Source organism: Microbacterium proteolyticum, assembly GCF_014192415.1.
Classification (GTDB): domain Bacteria; phylum Actinomycetota; class Actinomycetes; order Actinomycetales; family Microbacteriaceae; genus Microbacterium; species Microbacterium proteolyticum.
On sequence record NZ_JACHXY010000001.1, the window covers coordinates 460,563 to 479,390 of the forward strand.

Here is an 18,828-nt window from a genome sequence, read left to right on the forward strand (position 1 = left end):
GTGGCCACCGCTTTCGGCAAGACCCTCACCGCTCGCGAGACGACGATCCCGGGTCTGCTCCTTCTCGATCTGCCCGTCCACGGCGACTCCCGAGGATGGTTCAAAGAGAACTGGCAGCGCGAGAAGATGTCGGCCGCGGGCGTGGATCTACCGGACTTCGGCCCCGTCCAGAACAACGTTTCCTTCAACGACGCCGTCGGCACCACGCGTGGCATCCATGCCGAGCCCTGGGACAAGTACGTCTCGGTCGCGACCGGCCGGATCTTCGGCGCATGGGTCGATCTGCGGGAGGGGGAGACGTTCGGCGCGGTATTCACGGCCGAGCTGGACCCGTCGACCGCCATCTTCGTCCCGCGCGGCGTCGGCAACTCATACCAGACTCTCGACCCCGACACGGCGTACACCTACCTGGTCAACGACCACTGGTCGCCCGACGCGACCTACACGTTTCTCAACCTCGCCGACGAGACCGCGGCGGTCGAGTGGCCCATCCCACTCGACACCGTCGAGATCAGCGCGAAGGACATGAACCACCCGCGTCTGGCCGAGGTGGTCCCGATGCCCCCGAAGAAGATCCTCATCACGGGTGCCAACGGGCAACTCGGCCGGGCCCTGCGCGAGCAGTTCGGCGATCACCCCTGGATCGAATACACCACACGGGCAGAGCTCGATCTCGCCTCCCCCGATCTTTATGCCGCGCGCCGCTGGCGTGACTACGGCACGGTCATCAATGCCGCGGCCTACACCAAGGTCGACGTCGCGGAGACGCCCGAGGGCCGCACGGAGGCGTGGGCGACCAATGTCACCGCCGTAGCCGCTCTGGCGCGGATCGCGACGGAGAACGGGATCTTGCTCGTGCACGTCTCGAGCGATTACGTCTTCGACGGAACGAAGGACGGCGCCTACTCCACGGATGACGCGCTGTCGCCTCTGGGCGTCTACGGCCAGACCAAAGCCGCCGGCGACGCCATCGTGGCGACCGTGCCGCGGCATTACATCCTGCGTACCAGTTGGGTCATCGGTGACGGAGCGAATTTCGTCCGCACGATGGCGACGCTCGCCGAGCGGGGCATTGACCCGCGTGTGGTGAACGATCAGGTCGGACGCCTGTCCTTCACCACCGACATCGCCTCCACGGTGCACGCCCTCATCGACGGTTCGGCCCCCTTCGGTGTCTACAACGTCACCGGGACCGGGACCCCCCGCACCTGGTACGACATCGCTCGCGAAGTATTCGAGATCACCGGTCACGACCCCGAGCGGGTCACCGGCGTAAGCACCGACGATTACTTCGCGGTCTCGCCCACACCGGTGGCGCCTCGTCCGCGCAACAGCGTACTGCGCGTGGACGACGCTGGCCCCGTCGTCACGGGCGACATCGATGAGCGATTGAACACCTATCTCCGCGGGTGACATGAGGGGGGCCGCCTGCGGCCCCCCTCATCATTTCTGCACTTCGTAAATGCGCATGGTCGTGGGTCCCTCCTGCACGGTCTCAGAGAGGGCTACACATGCCGACTCGATCGGCACCTCGCTCAGCACCCAGGTGACATGATCCTGGGCGAAGGGGGCGCACGCGTCGAACGTCATCTGGACCTGATCCGGGTAGGGATTTCGTGGCGCGGGATCGCCGGAACCGAGCACCCACGAGACCATACCCAGCCGGTTCCATTCCTCCTCGGCTGCCCCGGTCGGGTCGATCTGCGCCCACATCTCGGCGGACGGCGCGCCCTGGAATCCGTTCAAAGCGGTGACACCCGCCTCGACCAGCATCATCGTGGGCAACGAGCTCGACGTGATGCCCACCCAGGTTCCCGGATCCTGCTCGTCTCGCTGCTGCACCGCCTGGACCGTCGAGGTCTCTCGCAGGTCCAGCACCCCGCGGTAGAGGGGGTTCACTCCCAGGCTGGACACGATCGACACCACGAGAAGAGCGATCGCGCCGGCCGTGACCCCGCCTCGTGCGAAAGCCACGACCGAGAAGAGGAAGAGGACTGCCAAAACCACACCCACGCCCACCTCCGCGGGGCCGATGCCGCTCAGGTAGACCGTCAGCCCCCCCGTTCGATGCACACGCCAGAGGACCATCGCAATCGATGCCACGGCCACAGCGAGCGCGCACAGGGAGACCCACCACGGCCCTCGGCCGGCCCCGCGTCTCCGTCTGTCGTCGAGGGCGGCGCCGACCACGAGCACCATGACGAAGCTGAGCACGCCGAAGCCGATGCGCATACGGGGGGATGTCGTGCGATCCAGGAGAAGCAGGTGCGCGATCGCGTCCCATCCCGGCACCAAGAGGAACGCGAGCATGACCGCCCCCGCCACGACGAGCGCGATCGACACGGGATCCGCACGGCGTGCGGTCCGCCACCGGTCTACGGCAAGCCACCCCATCACGACCACCAGGAACAAACCGGGGAGGAAGAACGTCGATGCCTCCGACATGTTCATAGCGAAGGGCTTCCCGGCGGTGCGACCGAGATCGAACGATAAGAACCCTCCGAACAGCTGTGCGAGTTCGGACCATCCGCCCTCGCCCATCTTCTGTAGGCGCTCGCCCGGATAGACCGTGGACGTGAAGCCCTGGATCGTCGACCACCGCGTGATCAGCCAGACCACCATCACGACAGCCGCGACCGCGCCCGCGACGAGAAGGGGCGTCAGTCGGCTCAGTCGCCGACGGAGCGGGACGGGGTCGTCTGTGGGCATCAATATCGCCCCCACGACGAAAGCCGCGGCGACAAGGACCACAGGGACGATGAAGGGGGCATAGACCCCGACCGCCATGGCGGCCGTGGTCCAAGCTGTAACGGCAGCAAGGATCCACGCGCCCCGTCGTCGTGGTGACCGCAGACACCACACCGCCGTCGTCATCACCAGGAACGCCCACGCCGCTGGATAGAGCGTGGTGGAGAGGTACCACCATTGGAAGAACGGCGCGAAGAAGAAGCCCACCGTCAGCGCCGCCGCCGTCACGGGCCGACGTGGCATCAGCACCACGGAGAGGAGGTACCCGGCCGCAATCACGGCGAAGCCCGGCAGCCACCACTTGAGCGCCATCGCCTGGTCCAGCGGCAGAAAGAAGAAGCCCCACAGGTGCGGCCTCAGCGCCGTCGACCAATCGGTGGTGGGGAGGTCGTTCTGAACAGTCGCGTCCATCCCGCCGGGGAACGTCTCATTACGAGCCGGGAGATCCTGCTCCACCTGCGAGATCACCCAGGACGTCTGCACGAACCATTCGTCGCTGCGGATCGGCTCGGGCTCCCCCGCGATCAAAGCAGGATCCTGGCCCTGACGAATGAGGTCGTAGACGACTCCCGTCGACGAGCCCGTCAACCCCAGCGCGACGAAGGCCACAAGCACCGCCCCGAGGATACCGAGGGGCACGCCCACGACCGCGCGGTTCGGCAGCCCGTCGGGTCGTGGCGTCGTCCATCTGCGGTACCGGTCGCGGAAGGCACGCTGTACGTCAGGGGCGAGGGTGTTCGTCACAGAGCAGGTCTCACTTTCGAAAACGCCGACACTCCAGTGTCCTCGATGCTCCTGTACGTCGTGAACGACGGGGCCGGCCTCCGCTTCACCGAACGACGGCTCAACGGATCTGCGACATGACGCTCCACCCGATGCCCGCAAGCACCTTGTCGCCCTGCCAGCCGCCGCCGCCGTCGCCGCGATAAAGGAAGAGGTCGCCGTTGGAGGCCCGGCCCAGCACATCCGGTCCGCCGGATCCGTCGAAGTTCCCGGGGCTGAAGACGGTGCCGAAGACATTCCAGCCGGTGCCGATCTGCCTGATCGACCCCCAGTTGCCGCGCCCGTCGGCACCGTACATCCACAGCGTGCCGTCGGTACGGCGTGCGATGAAGTCATTGACCCGGTCGCCGTCGACGTCGCCCGCCGCGGAGAGGGAATCGATGATTCCCCAGCCGAAACCGATGGGCTGGGCCTGGTCGATCAACCACCCGCCCATTCCGTCGCCACGGTAGAGCTGCAGCCCTCCCGAGGCGTCGCGGGCTACGACGTCCACGCGGCGGTCGCCGTCGAAATCGATGCCACCGGTTACTATCCCGAATCCGCTCCACCCGCTACCGATCGTCGTCGGCTTTTCGAACGTTCCGTCCCCCTTGCCGCGCAGCAATTGGAAGGTGCCGTCACTCGCGATACGGCCGAGATCCGCGCGACCGTCGCCGGTGAAATCGCCCAGGGGCACGATCTTCGCCGAACCCCACTTGGCATCCACTTGAATGGGGCCCAGCCAGCCGCCCGAGCCGTTTCCGGGGTAGACGCTCATCACACCCTTACTCGACACGGCGACCACGTCGCTCAGGCCGTCGCCGGTAAGGTCTCCCGCTCCGCCGGGGAACGATCTGCGCCAACCCGGCCGGGCCCCCTCGCTCGTGACGACACTCATTACCGACCAACCGCTGCCGACCGGTGCGCTCGCACGACTGAAAGTGCCGTTGTTGCCACCGGCGTAGGCCCACATCACACCCGACCTGTCGACGGCGAGGATGTCGCCGGGGCCGTCTCCGGTGAAGTCACCGGGCATGAGGATGATCCTCATGGCGTCCCATCCACCGCCGAGATAATCCCGGCCGTCGCGGAACCCGCCCTTGCCGTCACCACGGTAGCTCCACAGTGCTCCGGAGTCGTCCCGCGCGAGCAGGTCCGGCGCACCGTCGCCGGTGATGTCGGAGCCGCCGACGAAGGCGGTGTATCCGGTCCAGCCGCTTCCGACCTGACGAGGCGCGGCGAAAGTTCCGTAGCCGGTCCCCTTCCAGAACAGCAGCCGTCCGTCCTTCGTCGTCGTGTACACGTCGGGGGCACCGTCACCGTCGGCGTCTCCAGCCGCGCTGATGAACGGGGCGTCCGACCAGTCGACGTCGATGCGTTTGGGAGGTAGATCGTTGCCCTGCTCGGCGAGGGGACGCAGCCAAACCGTCTTGGCCTCGTCGATCACGATCATGTCGCGCCGCCCGTCACCGTCGAAGTCGCCCATCGACAAGACGCGGTCCGTGCCGGCTACACCCCCGGCGGTGCGGACACGGGCTCCCCACGCGCTGTTCTTGAAGGGGTACGACAGCACACTCCCCGAAGCGTCCACCGCCACTACCGACGGATCCTCTCCGTACTGCGGCAGTTTCGGCGTATACCGCGTCGAGCCGAACCAGTCCGTGAACGTGCGCCAGAAGTTGCGATTGCCGTAGGCCGAGCAGCCGTCACCCGTGCCGTAGAGGTTGTTCAGCGCCGCCTGATTCGGGACGTACGGCGTGTAGATGTAGAGCCCTGCCGTCGCCTGATTCTCGATGTAGACGCGCTGCGTTCCGCAATTGCCGTTGGGGTTGTACAGGATGTTGTTGTAGCGGCCCGCCTGATAACCCCACGAGGTCGGGGAGAGCCGGTAGATCTCGAACTGCCGCGCGGCGTAGTACACCTGGTAGAAGAAGCCGGAGGTCGAGGCGTCGCAGGGGGCGGTGTCGGGGCAGCCCTGACCGGTGGCGGCGGAGTAGTTCCACGCCGACGGCGACGTGGAGGTGATGAGGCCCTGCTCTTTCTGGAGCAGGACGAGGAGGCTCTTCTGGCTGATGCCGCACGAGCGGGCGACGCGGTCGATGATGGTCGACGCGCTCTCGTTCGCCCGCCCGGAGTATCCGTCGCAGTAGCGGTCGGCGGGTCTGTTGTCGGTGTTCTGGCGATAGTCCTTGATGCAGGTGTAGCCCGACTGACACGAGCGCACCTGGCGCTCCATGAACGTCTGGATCTCACCCGAGCTCATCGCGTTGCTGTCGTAGAAGACCGCGTCGTCGATGATGTTGCCCGCGTTCCAGTCCGCCGCGTTCGCGGCCGAGGCCGACGAGGTCGGCGAGACGGTGGCGGGGAGCGCGACGAGCACCGCCAGGGCGCAGGCCCAGATGGTGATGAACGCCGCCGCGCGCCGACCGAGGGTCGTCGCGCGGGTCACGCGGCGGGCTCGACCGTCGTGAGCGACGATTCGGCCCGCGTCGTCGCCGATGCGTACAACACCGTGAAGGCGACGTCTTCGGCGGGTCCCGCGACCTCGACGGACATCACCCCGCAATAGGTGACGTCCTTGCCCTCGGTCGCCTCCGTCGCCACGCTGGCACCGCTCGATGGCACCGTGAGGGTGCACACGCCCCCGGACTCCGCCACCTCGGGCACCATGGCCGTGACTTCGAGACGGCCGTCGCGGATCTCCGACGTCACGATGAGGATCTGACCGTTGAACGGCTCATCCGTCGCGGGCGTCGCCTGGGGGCTCGGGTCGGGCGAGGCGGCACCGGTCGGCGTCGGGGACGCGGACACCGTCGCGGACGTGTCCGGGGTGGGGCTGGGAGCCACGGATCCCCCCGCCGTGGCACAGGCCGAGAGCAGCGCGAGGCCCGCCACGATCACTCCGGGGAGCACGACACGGCGATGCCGGGACGGGCGGGGGACGACGGCGTCGATGACGTGCTTCACGCGATCAGTATGAATGATCGCACCGCTGACGTCACTGCCGAACCGGGTGCGCCGCCGTCGTCACCGTCGTCCGACGCGGCGACGGAGCCGCCGGAGTCGCGACCAGACCGGCTGATGCGCGTCGAGTTCGCGACGCAGATCGTCCTGGATCCGCGCGCGCAGAGTCCGCTCCAGCTCGTCGACACGGGCGTCGATGTGCCTCGCGGTCTCCTCGTGCAACGAGGCGAGGTACAGCGGCAACCCGTCGCCCTCCCGGCGCACCCACTCCGCCAGCGATCGGTCGCGCACGCGTGCGTCGTCTGCGGCGTGTTCTTCGGTCAGGGCGAACATGCTGTTGGCATCCCGGCCCGTGGCATCCGGTCGCTGCGTCCAGAAGGCGAGCGCCTCGCCGGGAAGGAAACCGATGCCGCCGGCTCGCAGGATGCGCAGATAGAGGTCCCAGTCCTCCACGGCGTCGAGGGTCTCGTCATACCAACCGACCTCGTCGTGTAGAGCGCGACGATAGAGCACCGAGATCGGGACCGCGCGGTTGACGCTGAGCATCTCGGTGAGGGAGATGCGCTGCATGCCGGCCCAGAACGGAGCTCGCCCCACCTCCACCCACGTTCCCGCGCGGTTCTCTTCGTAGACGATCTCGGTGGGCACGGCGACGGCCGCGTCGGACGAGGTGTCGTCGAGCCAGGCCACCGTCCGCGAAAGGAACTCCGGGTGCCAGCGATCGTCGTCGTCGTGCAGCACGACGTACTCCGTCTCCGCCTCGCGGACGCCGAGGTTGGCGGCGACGCACCGTCCGCCGTCGCCGGCGGCGATGTGGAGGACCGTCGCGGCTGGCAGCTCCGAGGCGGCGACCACGTCATCGACTTCGGCGGGATCACCGCCGTCGTTGACGACGACGACGCGGAAGGAGCGGAAGGACTGCGCCGCGATGTCGTCGAGCGCCCTGCGAAGGAATTCCGGCCGCTGCCGGGTGCGGACGACGATCCCGACGCGCTCTGTCATGGTGACGAGCTTATTGCGGTGAGCAACCGGCGCCGTTCAGCGCGGACCCCGTTACAACTCCGCGTGCAACGCCCACACGCGCTCCGCCGCTGCGTTCCAGGCGAAGCCCTTCGCGCGGTCGCCGGCGAGCACGCGCAGCCGCTCGGCATCCTCGCCCAGAGCACGGGAGAGTGCGTCGCCGAGGTCGTCGGGGGCGGCGTAGGCGGCCGCGTCCGCGAGCACCTCGCGGTGCACCGGGCTGTCGACCGCGACGATCGGTACCCCGACGGCGAGGGCGTCGACCGCGCGCCACGGCCAGTCGGTGCGGCCGCACGCTGCGATGAACGCGGCCGCATGGGAGAGCACGGCGGCCCGATCCCACCGGTCGAGGGTTCCGCGGCTGTGCACGCGCGCCTCGGCGAGGCCGGCGGCGGCGGCGATGTCGGCGACGGCGGGTTCCTCCCCCTCGGGCACGTCGAGCACGACGACGTCGCCGTCCCACTTCGCCCCGACGACCGCGGCGAAGGCGGCGGCGAGCGCGTCGGACGGCGCCGACCCGCCGGCGAGCGCGAGGAACGACGACGGCAGGTCGAGGGCGCGGAGGCGCCCCACGGCATCCGAGGGCACGCGGAGGCCGGCGGCGGGAGCGCCGCCGATGACGCGCACCTTCTTCGACAGCTTGCTCTTCGCCAGCTCGGTCAGGCGCGCCGCCATGGCGTGGGTGGGCACGATGACGGCGTCGGCGTGCTTGGTCACGCGCGACAGCAGGGCCCGGCAGGCGAGGATCTCGGCCTTCGGCAGCTCGTCCGGCGTCTCCCACGCCCGCAGCTCCCACAGGGTGACGACGATCTGGTGCGTCTCGTTGACGCGATCGTGCCGCACGAGCGGGGCCAGCGCCGTCGGCGAGTGGATCAGGCCCCTGCCGATACCGGGGGTGACACCGAGCTGCCAGGATGCCGCGAGCTCGCGTCGGCGCACGGCCAGCCGCGTCTCGGAGCTGAGCCCGGTCACGGCGGCGTCGTCGGGGATGCCCGGGGCGGGGACGATCGCCGAGACGTCGCACCCGCGGGGAGCTGTGGCGATGAGGGCCTCGGTGAGCGACGCCGATGCTTCGGCGAGGTCGGGCGAGGTCGGCGAGACGAGCTGGTCGAGCACGACGCGGAGGGTGACGGTCACGGTGCCGGCTCCTCGGTCGCGGTCGCCGGGTGAAGTGCGTCGCGCACCATCTGCTGCACCTGGGCGTAGTCCGGGTCGTACTCGTCGACGCCGCCCTCGGGGGTGAGCTCGAGGGTGTTGATGGGCTGATCCTTCGCCTTCAGCGCGAGATCGACGAGCGTGGGGGCTATCAGGCTCTGCGGCAGGTCGGTCTGGACGATATTCGTGCTGGACTCGGCGACCTGCTGGAACCGCGTCAGCACGTTCTGCGGCGTGAACTGGGCGAGGATCGCCTCCTGCAGCTCGCGCTGGCGGCGCATGCGGTCGAAGTCGCTCGTGGTGTAGCGCGACCGCGCGTACCACTGCGCCGTGTCGCCGTCCATCTTCTGCGCGCCGGGCTCGATCCAGCCGAACGCCCAGTCGTCGACGGGCTGGCCGTCGTACGCGGGGCCGCCCTTGGGCAGTCGCTCCTGCACCGTGATGTCGACGCCGCCGAGGGCGTCGATCACGTCGGCGAAGCCCTTCATATCGATGAGCACGTAGTAGGGGATCTGGATGCCGAGGATGCCCTCAGCGGCATCCTTTGTCGCTTCGATCCCCGGCTCGGAGGCATTCGCGCGCGCATCGGGGTACAGCGCGTCGCCGTTCTGGCACACCTCGACCTCGGTGCGGAGCTGGTTCACACCGCTCCCCCATCCGCAGGTGGGGTCCGCGTAGCCCTGGTGACCGTCGGGGTACTTGTCCTGCATGGGCCCGGGCGCGAACGGGAAGTGGGGCATGTCGCGCGGGATGCCGGTGATCGTCGTCGCACCGGTGTCGGCGTTGATCGACACGACCGAGATGCTGTCGAAGCGCATCGAATCGCGCCCCTCGCCGGAGTCCGCTCCGAGCAGCAGGATGTTGTAGTACCCGTCGGACGGCGGCACGATCGGCCCCGACTGGGCGAAGAGCGACGACAACGCGTCGCGCGTGCTCCCCGCGATCTGCGCCGCATACGCCGCCCCCGAACCCGAGAGCACCAGGAGCACCACCGCCACGACGGCCATGGCGACCCGCGCCAACGGCCCCACCCGCACGAGGCGCACGAGCCGGAGCGTGTCGATGGTCAGCACGATCCACAGCGCCACGTAGGCGAGGAGGGCGATCTGCACGACCGTCAGTGGCAGCGGCCGGAGGGCCGAGAGGAAGTCGGGCAGGAACGACCCGGTCACGAAGGTGAACAGACCCGTCGGCCACAGCAGCCCCGTCAACGCGCCGAGCGCGATCAGCGTCCACATGAAGAGGGTCGCGCCGAGGCCGATGCGGCCGAGCCGGCGATTGCCTGCCAGCACCTGCGCCGACCCGGGGATCAGGAAATTGAGCACGACGAGCCACCAGCCGCGACGCGTCATGACCTCGGAGGAGGTGGCGTCGGGATTGCGCAGCGGTCGGGATTCGATGGCCCGAGCCGGCGTGCCGGGCCGGGCGGCGGTGAGCGTCACAGGGAGTCCTTGAGGCGGCGGTTCTTCTCCTCGACCTGCGCCTCCAGGTCTTTCGCGTAGGCCTCGACGCTCTCGGCGAGGGCGGCGTCTGCGCTGCCGAGGATGCGAGCGGCGAGGAGGCCCGCGTTCTTCGCGCCGTTGATCGAGACCGTGGCGACCGGGATGCCGGCGGGCATCTGGACGATGCTCAACAGCGAGTCCAGACCGTCGAGTGTCGCCAACTGGACGGGCACGCCGATGACGGGGAGTGCGGTGACGGATGCCAGCATGCCCGGCAGATGCGCGGCGCCGCCGGCGCCGGCGATGATGGCGCGAAGACCCCGGTCGCGCGCTTCACGGCCGTACCGCACGAGCTTGTCGGGGGTGCGGTGTGCGGAGACCACCTCGACCTCGTGCGGGATACCGAACTCCGTCAGCACCTGGGAGGCGTCGCTCATCACGCGCCAATCGGAGTCGGAGCCCATGACGACGCCGACCACGGGCGTCTCGGAAGAATGCAGCGGCCGGGTCACCGGTCCAGGCTAGGCGCGCTCGCTGGAAGATCGCGGAACGGCACGCGACACGATCAGTCGAAGAACGAAGCCGCACCCCGTGCTTCGTAGACGATCTCGTCGAGATCGCCGCCGACGACGTTGACGTGCCCGACCTTGCGCCCGGGGCGCGGCGCCTTGCCGTAGGTGTGGATCTTGGCTGAAGGATGCGCGGCCATCGCCGCGGGGAACCGTTCGGCGAGACCGCCTTCGGCGGGGCCACCCAGGACGTTGATCATGACCGACCACGGGGCGACGGCATCCGTCGAGCCCAGCGGCAGGTCGAGCACGGCGCGTAGGTGCTGCTCGAACTGGCTCGTGACGGCGCCGTCCTGCGTCCAGTGGCCGCTGTTGTGCGGGCGCATGGCGAGCTCGTTGATGAGGATGCGCTGGTCGCTCGTCTCGAACAGCTCCACCGCGAGCATGCCGGTGACACCGAGCCCCTCGGCCACGGCGACCCCGATCTCGGCCGCGACGCGCTGCACCCGGTCGTCGGCGCGGGGAGCCGGGGCGATGACCTCGGCGCACACGCCGCCGCGCTGCACGGTCTCGACGATCGGGTAGGCCCGCACGTCTCCCGACGGACGGCGAGCGACCTGCTGCGCGAGCTCGCGCGTGAAGTCGACCAGCTCCTCGACGAGCAGCGACCCGCCGCCGGCGTCTTCCGCGAGGGCGGCGAACCAGTCGTCCGCCTCGGTCGCCGCCGAGACGACGCGCACGCCCTTGCCGTCGTACCCGCCGCGCGGGGTCTTGACCACGGCGCGACCGCCGTGGGCGTCGAGGAAGTCCTGCAGCGCGGCGGCGTCGGACACGGCCGCCCAGTCGGGCTGCGGCAGGCCGAGCTCGGCCATTCGTGCACGCATGACGAGCTTGTCCTGCGCAACGCCGAGGGGGACGGGGCCGGGGTGCACGGCGACACCCGCCTGGACGAGGGCGGCCAGTACGTCCTGCGGCACGTGCTCGTGGTCGAAGGTGATCACGTCGACGTCACGGGCGAAGGCCAGCACGGTGTCGGCGTCGCGGTAGTCGCCGACGGCGGTGGCGGCGAGCGCCGCCGACATGCCCTCGTCTTCCGCGAGGACGCGGATCTCGATGCCCAACTCGACGGCGGGCGCGATCATCATCCGCGCCAGCTGTCCGCCACCGACCACTCCGACTCGCAGCGCCATGCCGCTCCTTCCGTCGGCATCCATTCTGTCGGCACGGCCGCGGGGGCGCGAGCCGGCCGCTCCCCGACACAACGCAGGAGTTCCCACCGCCTCCGGGGCGGGCAGGTCCACCGCGGTCCCCCGCACGGCTGTCTTCCTGCGTCATGTCGCCAGCTATCGAGCCGGGAGGCCGGGCGACGGGCGCACCATGGAGGACACAACGCAGGAGATGGACGCCGGCCTTGCGCTCGAAGAGCCGTCATCCTGGGCCGGGCGACCAGGATCTCCTGCGTTGTGTCCCCATCCGGCGGGACAGGCGGGACAAGCGGGGCGGGCGGCGGCGGGGCGGGCGGCGGAGGCCGGTCAGGGCCGGGCGACCAGGATCTCCTGCGTTGTGTCCCGACCTGACAGGACAGGCCAGGGCGGGCGGCGGCGGGGAGGGCGGCAGGTCAGGGGCCGACGGAGCCCGACCCGAACGTCTGCGCGTCGCGGTGGGCCAGGATCTGGTTCACCTCGACCTGATCGACGAGGGTCTCGTGCACGAGGACCGCGTTCGGGACGTTCTTCAGTCGCAGCGCCGGCTCCACGCCATTGGACAGTGTCAGTGTTCCCGCGCCCCACATCCGCTGCAGGATGCCGCGACGCAGCTGGATCGCGTACCCGCGCACGTGCGAGATCTCGCGTCGATTCGCGCCGAAAGGCCCCGACCGCTCGATCACGCGCCTCGTGGTGATCGTCCACGTGCGCGACAGCCAGAAGAAGAAGGGGATCACGACGAGCAGCAGCACAAGCGCGCCCGCCGTCGTCAGCAGCATCCAATTCTCGTACGGAGCCGGGAGGTTGTCGTAGAAGTAGGCCGTGGCTCCGGCCGTGGCGATCAGCACGAGCGCCGACCAGAAGAGTCGCCGCGCGTGCGACCGCAGCCGCGCGATGCGTAGTTCGGGTGCGGCCGCTCCCGGCGCCGGCATGCGCGGGCGTCCGAGGGGGGTCGAGGGCTGACTCACGCTCCCATTGTGCGGCGTCGGGCGGGCGGGCGCCCGGTGCCACGCGGAGGTCGAGGGGGCCGCGCCTCAGCGCACGTGCACGACGTCTCCGGCCGACACGACCGTCTCGATCGTGCCCACCCCGACCACCAGACGGCCGTCGGCATCGAGCCGCGCGGCCGTGCCCTGCAGCGTCGACCCGTCGGGGAGCGACACCGAGACCTCACGGCCGACGGTGGCGCAGAGCTTCTCGATCTCGCGGTGCACGCGCTCCACGTCATCGTGCACGAGGCGGGCGAGGGTCTTGCCGAAGTCGTCGACGAAGTCGGCGAGCAGACGGTCGTCGTCGCACTCGGCACCGATCGCGGCGAAAGAGGTCGCCGTGGTCACCGGCAGGTCGGCACGGCTCATGCGGGTGTTCACCCCCGCACCCACCACCACGGTGTCGGCGTCGCCGGGCACGACCTCGGCGAGGATGCCGCAGATCTTGCCCCCGTCGACGAGCACGTCGTTCGGCCACTTCAGCTCCGCCGTCGCGCCGTGGCCGGTGAGCTGATGGCGCACCGCGCGGGTCATCGCGGCGCCCGCGGCGAGCGGGATCCACCCCCTCTGGGCGGGCGGGATCATCGTGGCGTCCACGACGACCGAGACGGCGAGCGCCGTGCCGGCCGGGGCGGTCCACGTGCGGTCGAGGCGTCCCCGACCCGCGCGCTGGTCGTCGGTGACGAGCAGCGACAGGTGCGGCCACCCGGCGGGGTCGGCGACGACGGCGGCCACCACGTCGGCGTTGGTGGAGTCGGTGGTCTCGACCACCTGGACACGGGGGCTGTGGGCGGCGGTGAGCGGGTATCCGGCGGCGGGGATCGGCATGCCCACACCCTAGAGAACGGTCGGGTGCCGTGGCATCCACTTGCCCGGATCGTCTCGGAGGCATACCGCCGACGCTGGCCGGATGCCACAGCCCCCGCGGCTCTGGCTTGTGTGCACCCTCCAACGTGGGTGACGGTGCGGTCGCTAGGGTGGGAAGGGTGACCGACCAGCCCGATCTCTACACGACCGCCGGCAAGATCGCCGACCTGCGCAACAGGTTCCAGGAGGCGGTCGTCGATGCCGAAACCGCCGCCCGCACGAAGCAGCACGCGAAGGGCAAGCTCACCGCTCGCGAGCGGCTGGAGATGCTGGTCGACCCGGGCTCGTTCGTCGAACTCGACGAGTACGTGCGCCACCGCACCAGCGCGTTTGGAATGGACAAGTCGCGTCCCTACGGCGATTCCGTCGTCACCGGCACCGGCACCATCCACGGCCGCACCGTCGCGGTGTACGCGCAGGACTTCTCGACCTTCGGCGGTTCACTCGGCGAGGTCGCCGGCGACAAGATCATCAAGGTGATGGAGCTGGCGCTTCGCAGCGGCATCCCGATCATCGGCATCCTCGACTCCGGCGGCGCGCGTATCCAGGAGGGCGTGGTCGCCCTCGGCAAGTACGGCGAGATCTTCCGTCTGAACACCGCCGCCTCGGGCGTCATCCCGCAGCTGTCGATCATCATGGGCCCGGCAGCGGGCGGCGCGGTGTACTCCCCCGCCCTGACCGACTTCGTCATCATGGTCGACAAGACCAGCCAGATGTTCGTCACCGGCCCCGACGTGATCAAGACCGTCACCGGCGAGGACGTCGGCATGGAAGAGCTCGGCGGCGCGCACACGCACAACACCCGCTCGGGCGTCGCGCACTACCTCGCCGAGGACGAGGACGACGCGATCGATTACGCACGCGGGCTCATCGGGTATCTCCCCGACAACAACCTCGCCGAGATCCCCGTCTACGACACACCGTTCGAGTTCGAGACGACCGACGCCGACCGTTCGCTGAACACCGTCATCCCCGACTCCCCCAACCAGCCCTACGACATCCACACCGTCATCGACGGGATCGTGGATGCCGGGGAGTTCCTCGAGGTGCAGCCGCTGTTCGCGCCGAACATCGTGATCGGCTTCGGTCGCATCGAGGGGCGCACCGTCGGCGTCATCGCCAATCAGCCCTCGCAGATGGCCGGAACGCTCAACATCGACGCGGGCGAGAAGGCCAGCCGCTTCGTGCGGTTCTGCGACGCGTTCTCGATCCCCATCGTCACCCTCGTCGACGTGCCCGGCTACCTGCCCGGCACCGACCAGGAGTGGACCGGCGTCATCCGCCGTGGCGCGAAGCTGCTGTACGCCTACGCCGAGGCCACCGTTCCCCTGGTCACCGTGATCCTGCGCAAGGCGTACGGCGGGGCGTACATCGTCATGGGCTCCAAGCAGCTCGGCGCCGACATCAACCTCGCCTGGCCCACCGCCGAGATCGCCGTCATGGGCGGTCAGGGCGCGGTGAACATCCTCTACCGCGGCGAGATCAAGCGTGCCGAAGAGGCCGGCGAAGACGTCGCGGCCGTACGCACGCGTCTCGCCAACGAGTACACCTACAACGTGGCATCCCCGTTCCTGGCCGCCGAGCGCGGCGAGCTCGACGGGATCATCGAGCCGGCGCAGACGCGCGTGTCGATCGCGAAGGCGCTGCGGGCGCTGCGCAACAAGCGCGCGAGCCTGCCCGCGAAGAAGCACGGGAACATCCCGCTGTGAGCGGCACGGACGACGCCCGGGAGATTCCGCCGGTCGTGGTGGAGGTGGTGCGCGGTGCGCCCACCGAGGAGGAGCTGGCCGCGGCGATCGTCGTGGTCAGCGAGGAGTACGCCCGCGAGGTCGCCGGCGCGACCGCGCCCGAGGATGCGGTGCGTTCGCGGTGGGAACTCCATGCCCGCGGTCTGCGCGAGCCGTTGAACCGTGCGGCGGGCTGGAACGGCTTCACCGGCTGAGACCGGCGCATCGTGTCCCCCGAAATACCTACAGACGACGGGACGAGCGATGCGAATACTGGAAGAGCTGGAACGCATTATGCGTTCGGTCGGTCCGCTCATCGAGCCGGATCCGGCCTTGCGGGCGGTTTTCGGGTAACCGTTCGCCAGGGGTGAGGGGTCGGCGTATCGCCGCCCCTCACCCCTCACCTGTTTCGGGCGCGAGGCGGGGTTCGCAGACACCGGCGGCGGGCGCGGGCACCGCGGAGGGTCAGCGCGGGCGGCGGATCTCGCGCCAGAGGTCGACGTTGTCGTCGTCGCCGGCCGCGGCGTCGCCGCTCGAGCGCCCCACGACGGTGACCGCGATCTGCTCGTCGGGAGACGTGCGGATGATCACGCGCTCCGAGACCGACTCGCGCAGGATGCTCGCCAGTTCCCGCCGGACCTCGGCGAGCTCGCGCGCACCGAGGCCGTCGAGACCGCCCTCGTCGAACAGGCTGATGGCCGCGCCGCGGCACCGCGCGGCGTCGATCTCGGTGCGCACCTCGTCGTCGAGCAGACGATTGCCGCGCAACTCGTCGCGGAGCCGGGCCTCGGCTCGACGCGCAGCCGCTTTGTCGGACGGACGCAGATTGCCGCCGTTCTCGATGGTGAGCGACAGGATCGGACCCGCCGTCTGCAGGGCCCGCTGCACGTGCAGCCGACGCTCTCGCTGACGTCCGCTCTGCGACGCCTGCCACGCCGACGCCGCCTGCTGCAGTTCGGCGAGCCTCTCGGCATCCTTCGCCGCCCGATCGAGGGCGAAGACGACCAACTGCGCGGCGGCCACCCAGACGATCGAGCCGAGCAGACCCAGACCCATCGCCTGCACGGGTCCGAGCCACACCGATGTCGACAGCGCGAGCACCGCGATGCCGGTCCAGGCGGCGACCGGCCGCCGACGTGCCATGACGATCATCATGAGCGCGCCGATCGCCCCGATGACCCACGTCACGAAGGGCTCGGTGCGCCCCGCCTCGGTGACGGCGAGGAACGTCGCGTTCGAGACGAAGACCGCGACGACGAGTGCCAGCACGACCTGCCACGCCGGTGCGCGCGGCGGAGCTGCGGCCGGAGCCGACCTCGGGCGATCGCGGACGCCGAGGGCGAAGATCCACAACAGCGTCACCGGGAGGTAGACCACGAGGGCGGCGACGATCAACCAGCCGCGCACGACCGTCTCGGGCGAGGTCCAGATGAGACCACGGGCGGCGAGGTACGCGGTGAGGGCGACACCGAGGAACGACAGGATGGCGCGGACGGTCACCAGCGGTCCCCGCTCTCCCACTCGAGCGTCACCGTGGTGCCCCCCGCATGCGAGTCGATGTCGCTGCGACCGCCCACCGCGGCGAGACGGGCGTGGATCGACCCGCGGATGCCGAGACGGTCGGGCGCCACCGAGGTGACATCGAACCCCGAACCGGTGTCGCGCACGCGCAGGACCACCCCGCCCGGCGACGCCGAGCCGGTCACCTGCACCGTCAGGCCCTGCGCGTCAGCGTGCTGGACGGCGTTGGCGACGGCCTGGAGCGCGGCGAGCACGAGCGCCCGCGCGACGCGTCCGGGCACGCGGGGGGTATCGATGTCGAGCTGACGGATGACGCTCAGCTGCACCCCCAGCTCGTTCGCGGCCGCCTCGATGTCGTCGGCCAGTCGCGAAGCGGGAACGGGCTCGTCGCTGCCTTCCAAGGCGTCCTTCTCGGCGTTAGCCAGCCGCGTCAGCGCCTCGCGCGCCATGCTGACGGCGAGCGTGCGCTCGCGGGGGGTCGACGCGCGTTCGGCCGCGAGCAAGGCGCCCAACACGCTGTCGTGCATGAGGGCGGCCACCGCCACCCGCTCGGACTCGGTCGCCGCCGTCGCCGCGGCGGAGGCGTAGCTGGCGACGGCGGCCGCACGCGCCTGGTCGACGTTGGCGGCGACGGACCGGTACATCCAGCCCAGGGTCAGCAGGACGCTGCCGAGGATGAGCGCGAACGAGACGTCGAGCGCCACCGGTACGACGAAGTCCGCGTCGTTTCGCGCCTGCAGCAGCCGGACGACGCCGTACAGGACGGGGGTCGCGATCGTCCACGCGATCTGCAGCCCGATCGGGAAGGCGACGATGCTCGCGACGGTCGCCACGTTGACGAGGAAGAACACCCACGGATCCTGGGTGGGCGCCGGGGCGGGCCCGCCGGCGGTCGCCCACGGCCAGAGCGCGAGGGTCACGACGAACACGATCGCAAAGATCCCCGCGAACACCCTCGTGAACCGGCCGACGAGACAGGCGAGGATCATCGCCGCCAACGGCACGAAGACGGCGACGACCAGCGGCGCATGCCATTCGGTGGCCTCGTCGGGCGATCCCAGTGCGGCAGCCAGGGCCTGCGCCCCGAGGACGAGCGACCCGGATCCGACGATCAGCGTGATGACACGCTCGATGCGCGTCTGCGTGAAGGAGCCCTGATCGGCCTGCGTCTCGCGCGTGTGGGGGATGCGGCCCCACGCCTCGTCGAGGACCGACCTCTGGATCTCAGCCATGTGGAGCGGCGCCGTCGGGAGCGTCGTGAAGGATGCCGTCTTCCATCGCGCGTCGAAGCAGATCGACCTTCGTCGGGGCCGGTCGTCCCACCTCGACGTATTTCACCCGCACACGGGTGATGTTCTCTTTGGCGGTGGAGTAGGCCACGCCGAGCCGCTCGGCCACGGCCTTGAGAGGAAGACCCGCGGCATACAGCCGCAGCACCTCGCGTTCGCGGGCCGAGAGCTGGGCGTCGGCGAACTCGCGATCGCCCTCCACGGCACTGGCCCATTCGACGTTGTCGATGAGCTCTCCGCGGGCGACGGCGACGATGGCGCCGAGCACCTCGTGCGTCGGCGACGATTTGCTGACGATGCCCGCGGCCCCGGCGGCGAGAGCCTCGCGCACGGCCGCCGGACGGTCGGCGACGCTGTGGATGATGACGCTCGACCCGTCGCGGACGACGCGGTCGACGTTCTCCGATACGGTCGTCCCGTCGCCCAGGGTCAGATCGAGGACGACGACATCGGCCGGCGATGCCACGGCCGCCTGACGCCAGGTGAGGTAGGCGGCGACGTTGGCACCCGAGAAGACGACCTCGGTCGACGCGGTGCGCGCAAGGGCCGCCTCCAGCCCGAGCCGAACCGACTCGTGGTCATCGATGAGAGCGACTTTGGTCATCTTCACATCGTATCCACGCCGCCCCC

The 18,828-nt window shown here is 69.8% G+C and carries 16 protein-coding genes; 3 read left to right on the forward strand and 13 right to left on the reverse strand.

Annotated elements, in window-relative coordinates; all coding sequences use genetic code 11:
• On the forward strand, window positions 1-1,413 hold the full coding sequence (locus FHS07_RS02195) for a sugar nucleotide-binding protein (protein WP_183418276.1): 1,413 nt from the start codon (window positions 1-3) through the stop codon (window positions 1,411-1,413).
• A gap of 30 nt (window positions 1,414-1,443) precedes the next feature.
• Here the strand turns inward: FHS07_RS02195 and FHS07_RS02200 are convergent, their stop codons facing one another.
• From FHS07_RS02200 to FHS07_RS02245, 10 genes are all read right to left on the reverse strand, one after another.
• A complete protein-coding gene (locus tag FHS07_RS02200) occupies window positions 1,444-3,492 on the reverse strand; it encodes a DUF7657 domain-containing protein (RefSeq protein ID WP_183418277.1) in 2,049 nt (682 codons plus the stop codon).
• A gap of 100 nt (window positions 3,493-3,592) precedes the next feature.
• Complete coding sequence (locus FHS07_RS02205; RefSeq protein ID WP_183418278.1) at window positions 3,593-5,959, reverse strand: FG-GAP-like repeat-containing protein; 2,367 nt, start codon at window positions 5,957-5,959, stop codon at window positions 3,593-3,595.
• The gene (locus tag FHS07_RS02210; RefSeq protein ID WP_183418279.1) at window positions 5,956-6,477 is read right to left on the reverse strand and encodes a hypothetical protein; all 522 of its coding nucleotides are present in this window, start codon (window positions 6,475-6,477) and stop codon (window positions 5,956-5,958) included. Before FHS07_RS02210 ends, FHS07_RS02205 begins: the two co-directional genes overlap by 4 nt.
• Window positions 6,478-6,537: 60 nt before the next feature.
• Window positions 6,538-7,476 (reverse strand): glycosyltransferase family 2 protein, encoded by a 939-nt coding sequence (locus FHS07_RS02215; RefSeq protein ID WP_183418280.1) that lies wholly within the window; start codon window positions 7,474-7,476, stop codon window positions 6,538-6,540.
• A gap of 51 nt (window positions 7,477-7,527) precedes the next feature.
• Window positions 7,528-8,631 carry a glycosyltransferase gene (locus tag FHS07_RS02220; RefSeq protein WP_183418281.1) on the reverse strand — a complete coding sequence of 368 codons (1,104 nt, stop codon included), beginning with the start codon at window positions 8,629-8,631 and terminating at the stop codon, window positions 7,528-7,530.
• The gene (locus FHS07_RS02225) at window positions 8,628-10,001 is read right to left on the reverse strand and encodes an LCP family protein (RefSeq protein WP_183419368.1); all 1,374 of its coding nucleotides are present in this window, start codon (window positions 9,999-10,001) and stop codon (window positions 8,628-8,630) included. Before FHS07_RS02225 ends, FHS07_RS02220 begins: the two co-directional genes overlap by 4 nt.
• 86 nt (window positions 10,002-10,087) lie before the next feature.
• A complete protein-coding gene (gene purE, locus FHS07_RS02230; protein WP_183419369.1) occupies window positions 10,088-10,555 on the reverse strand; it encodes a 5-(carboxyamino)imidazole ribonucleotide mutase in 468 nt (155 codons plus the stop codon).
• A gap of 101 nt (window positions 10,556-10,656) precedes the next feature.
• Window positions 10,657-11,790 carry a 5-(carboxyamino)imidazole ribonucleotide synthase gene (locus FHS07_RS02235; protein ID WP_183418282.1) on the reverse strand — a complete coding sequence of 378 codons (1,134 nt, stop codon included), beginning with the start codon at window positions 11,788-11,790 and terminating at the stop codon, window positions 10,657-10,659.
• 428 nt (window positions 11,791-12,218) lie between these two features.
• Window positions 12,219-12,773: a PH domain-containing protein gene (locus tag FHS07_RS02240; RefSeq protein WP_183418283.1), complete on the reverse strand. Its 555-nt coding sequence runs from the start codon at window positions 12,771-12,773 to the stop codon at window positions 12,219-12,221.
• 66 nt (window positions 12,774-12,839) lie between these two features.
• Complete coding sequence (locus FHS07_RS02245; RefSeq protein WP_183418284.1) at window positions 12,840-13,622, reverse strand: biotin--[acetyl-CoA-carboxylase] ligase; 783 nt, start codon at window positions 13,620-13,622, stop codon at window positions 12,840-12,842.
• Window positions 13,623-13,780: 158 nt separating this feature from the next.
• Between FHS07_RS02245 and FHS07_RS02250 the strand changes: the two genes are divergently transcribed.
• Window positions 13,781-15,370, forward strand: coding sequence for a carboxyl transferase domain-containing protein (locus tag FHS07_RS02250; RefSeq protein ID WP_183418285.1), 1,590 nt, complete (start codon window positions 13,781-13,783; stop codon window positions 15,368-15,370).
• Window positions 15,367-15,603 carry an acyl-CoA carboxylase epsilon subunit gene (locus FHS07_RS02255; protein ID WP_183418286.1) on the forward strand — a complete coding sequence of 79 codons (237 nt, stop codon included), beginning with the start codon at window positions 15,367-15,369 and terminating at the stop codon, window positions 15,601-15,603. Before FHS07_RS02250 ends, FHS07_RS02255 begins: the two co-directional genes overlap by 4 nt.
• A gap of 250 nt (window positions 15,604-15,853) precedes the next feature.
• Here the strand turns inward: FHS07_RS02255 and FHS07_RS02260 are convergent, their stop codons facing one another.
• The 3 genes from FHS07_RS02260 to FHS07_RS02270 are packed head-to-tail and all read right to left on the reverse strand — an operon-like array spanning window position 15,854 to window position 18,802.
• Window positions 15,854-16,888, reverse strand: a complete 1,035-nt coding sequence (locus FHS07_RS02260; RefSeq protein ID WP_183418287.1) for a hypothetical protein — start codon at window positions 16,886-16,888, stop codon at window positions 15,854-15,856.
• A complete protein-coding gene (locus tag FHS07_RS02265) occupies window positions 16,885-18,141 on the reverse strand; it encodes a sensor histidine kinase (protein ID WP_183418288.1) in 1,257 nt (418 codons plus the stop codon). Before FHS07_RS02265 ends, FHS07_RS02260 begins: the two co-directional genes overlap by 4 nt.
• Window positions 18,134-18,802, reverse strand: a complete 669-nt coding sequence (locus FHS07_RS02270) for a response regulator transcription factor (RefSeq protein WP_183418289.1) — start codon at window positions 18,800-18,802, stop codon at window positions 18,134-18,136. The genes FHS07_RS02265 and FHS07_RS02270 overlap by 8 nt, the downstream gene beginning before the upstream one ends.
• Between the last annotated feature and the right edge of the window lie 26 nt (window positions 18,803-18,828).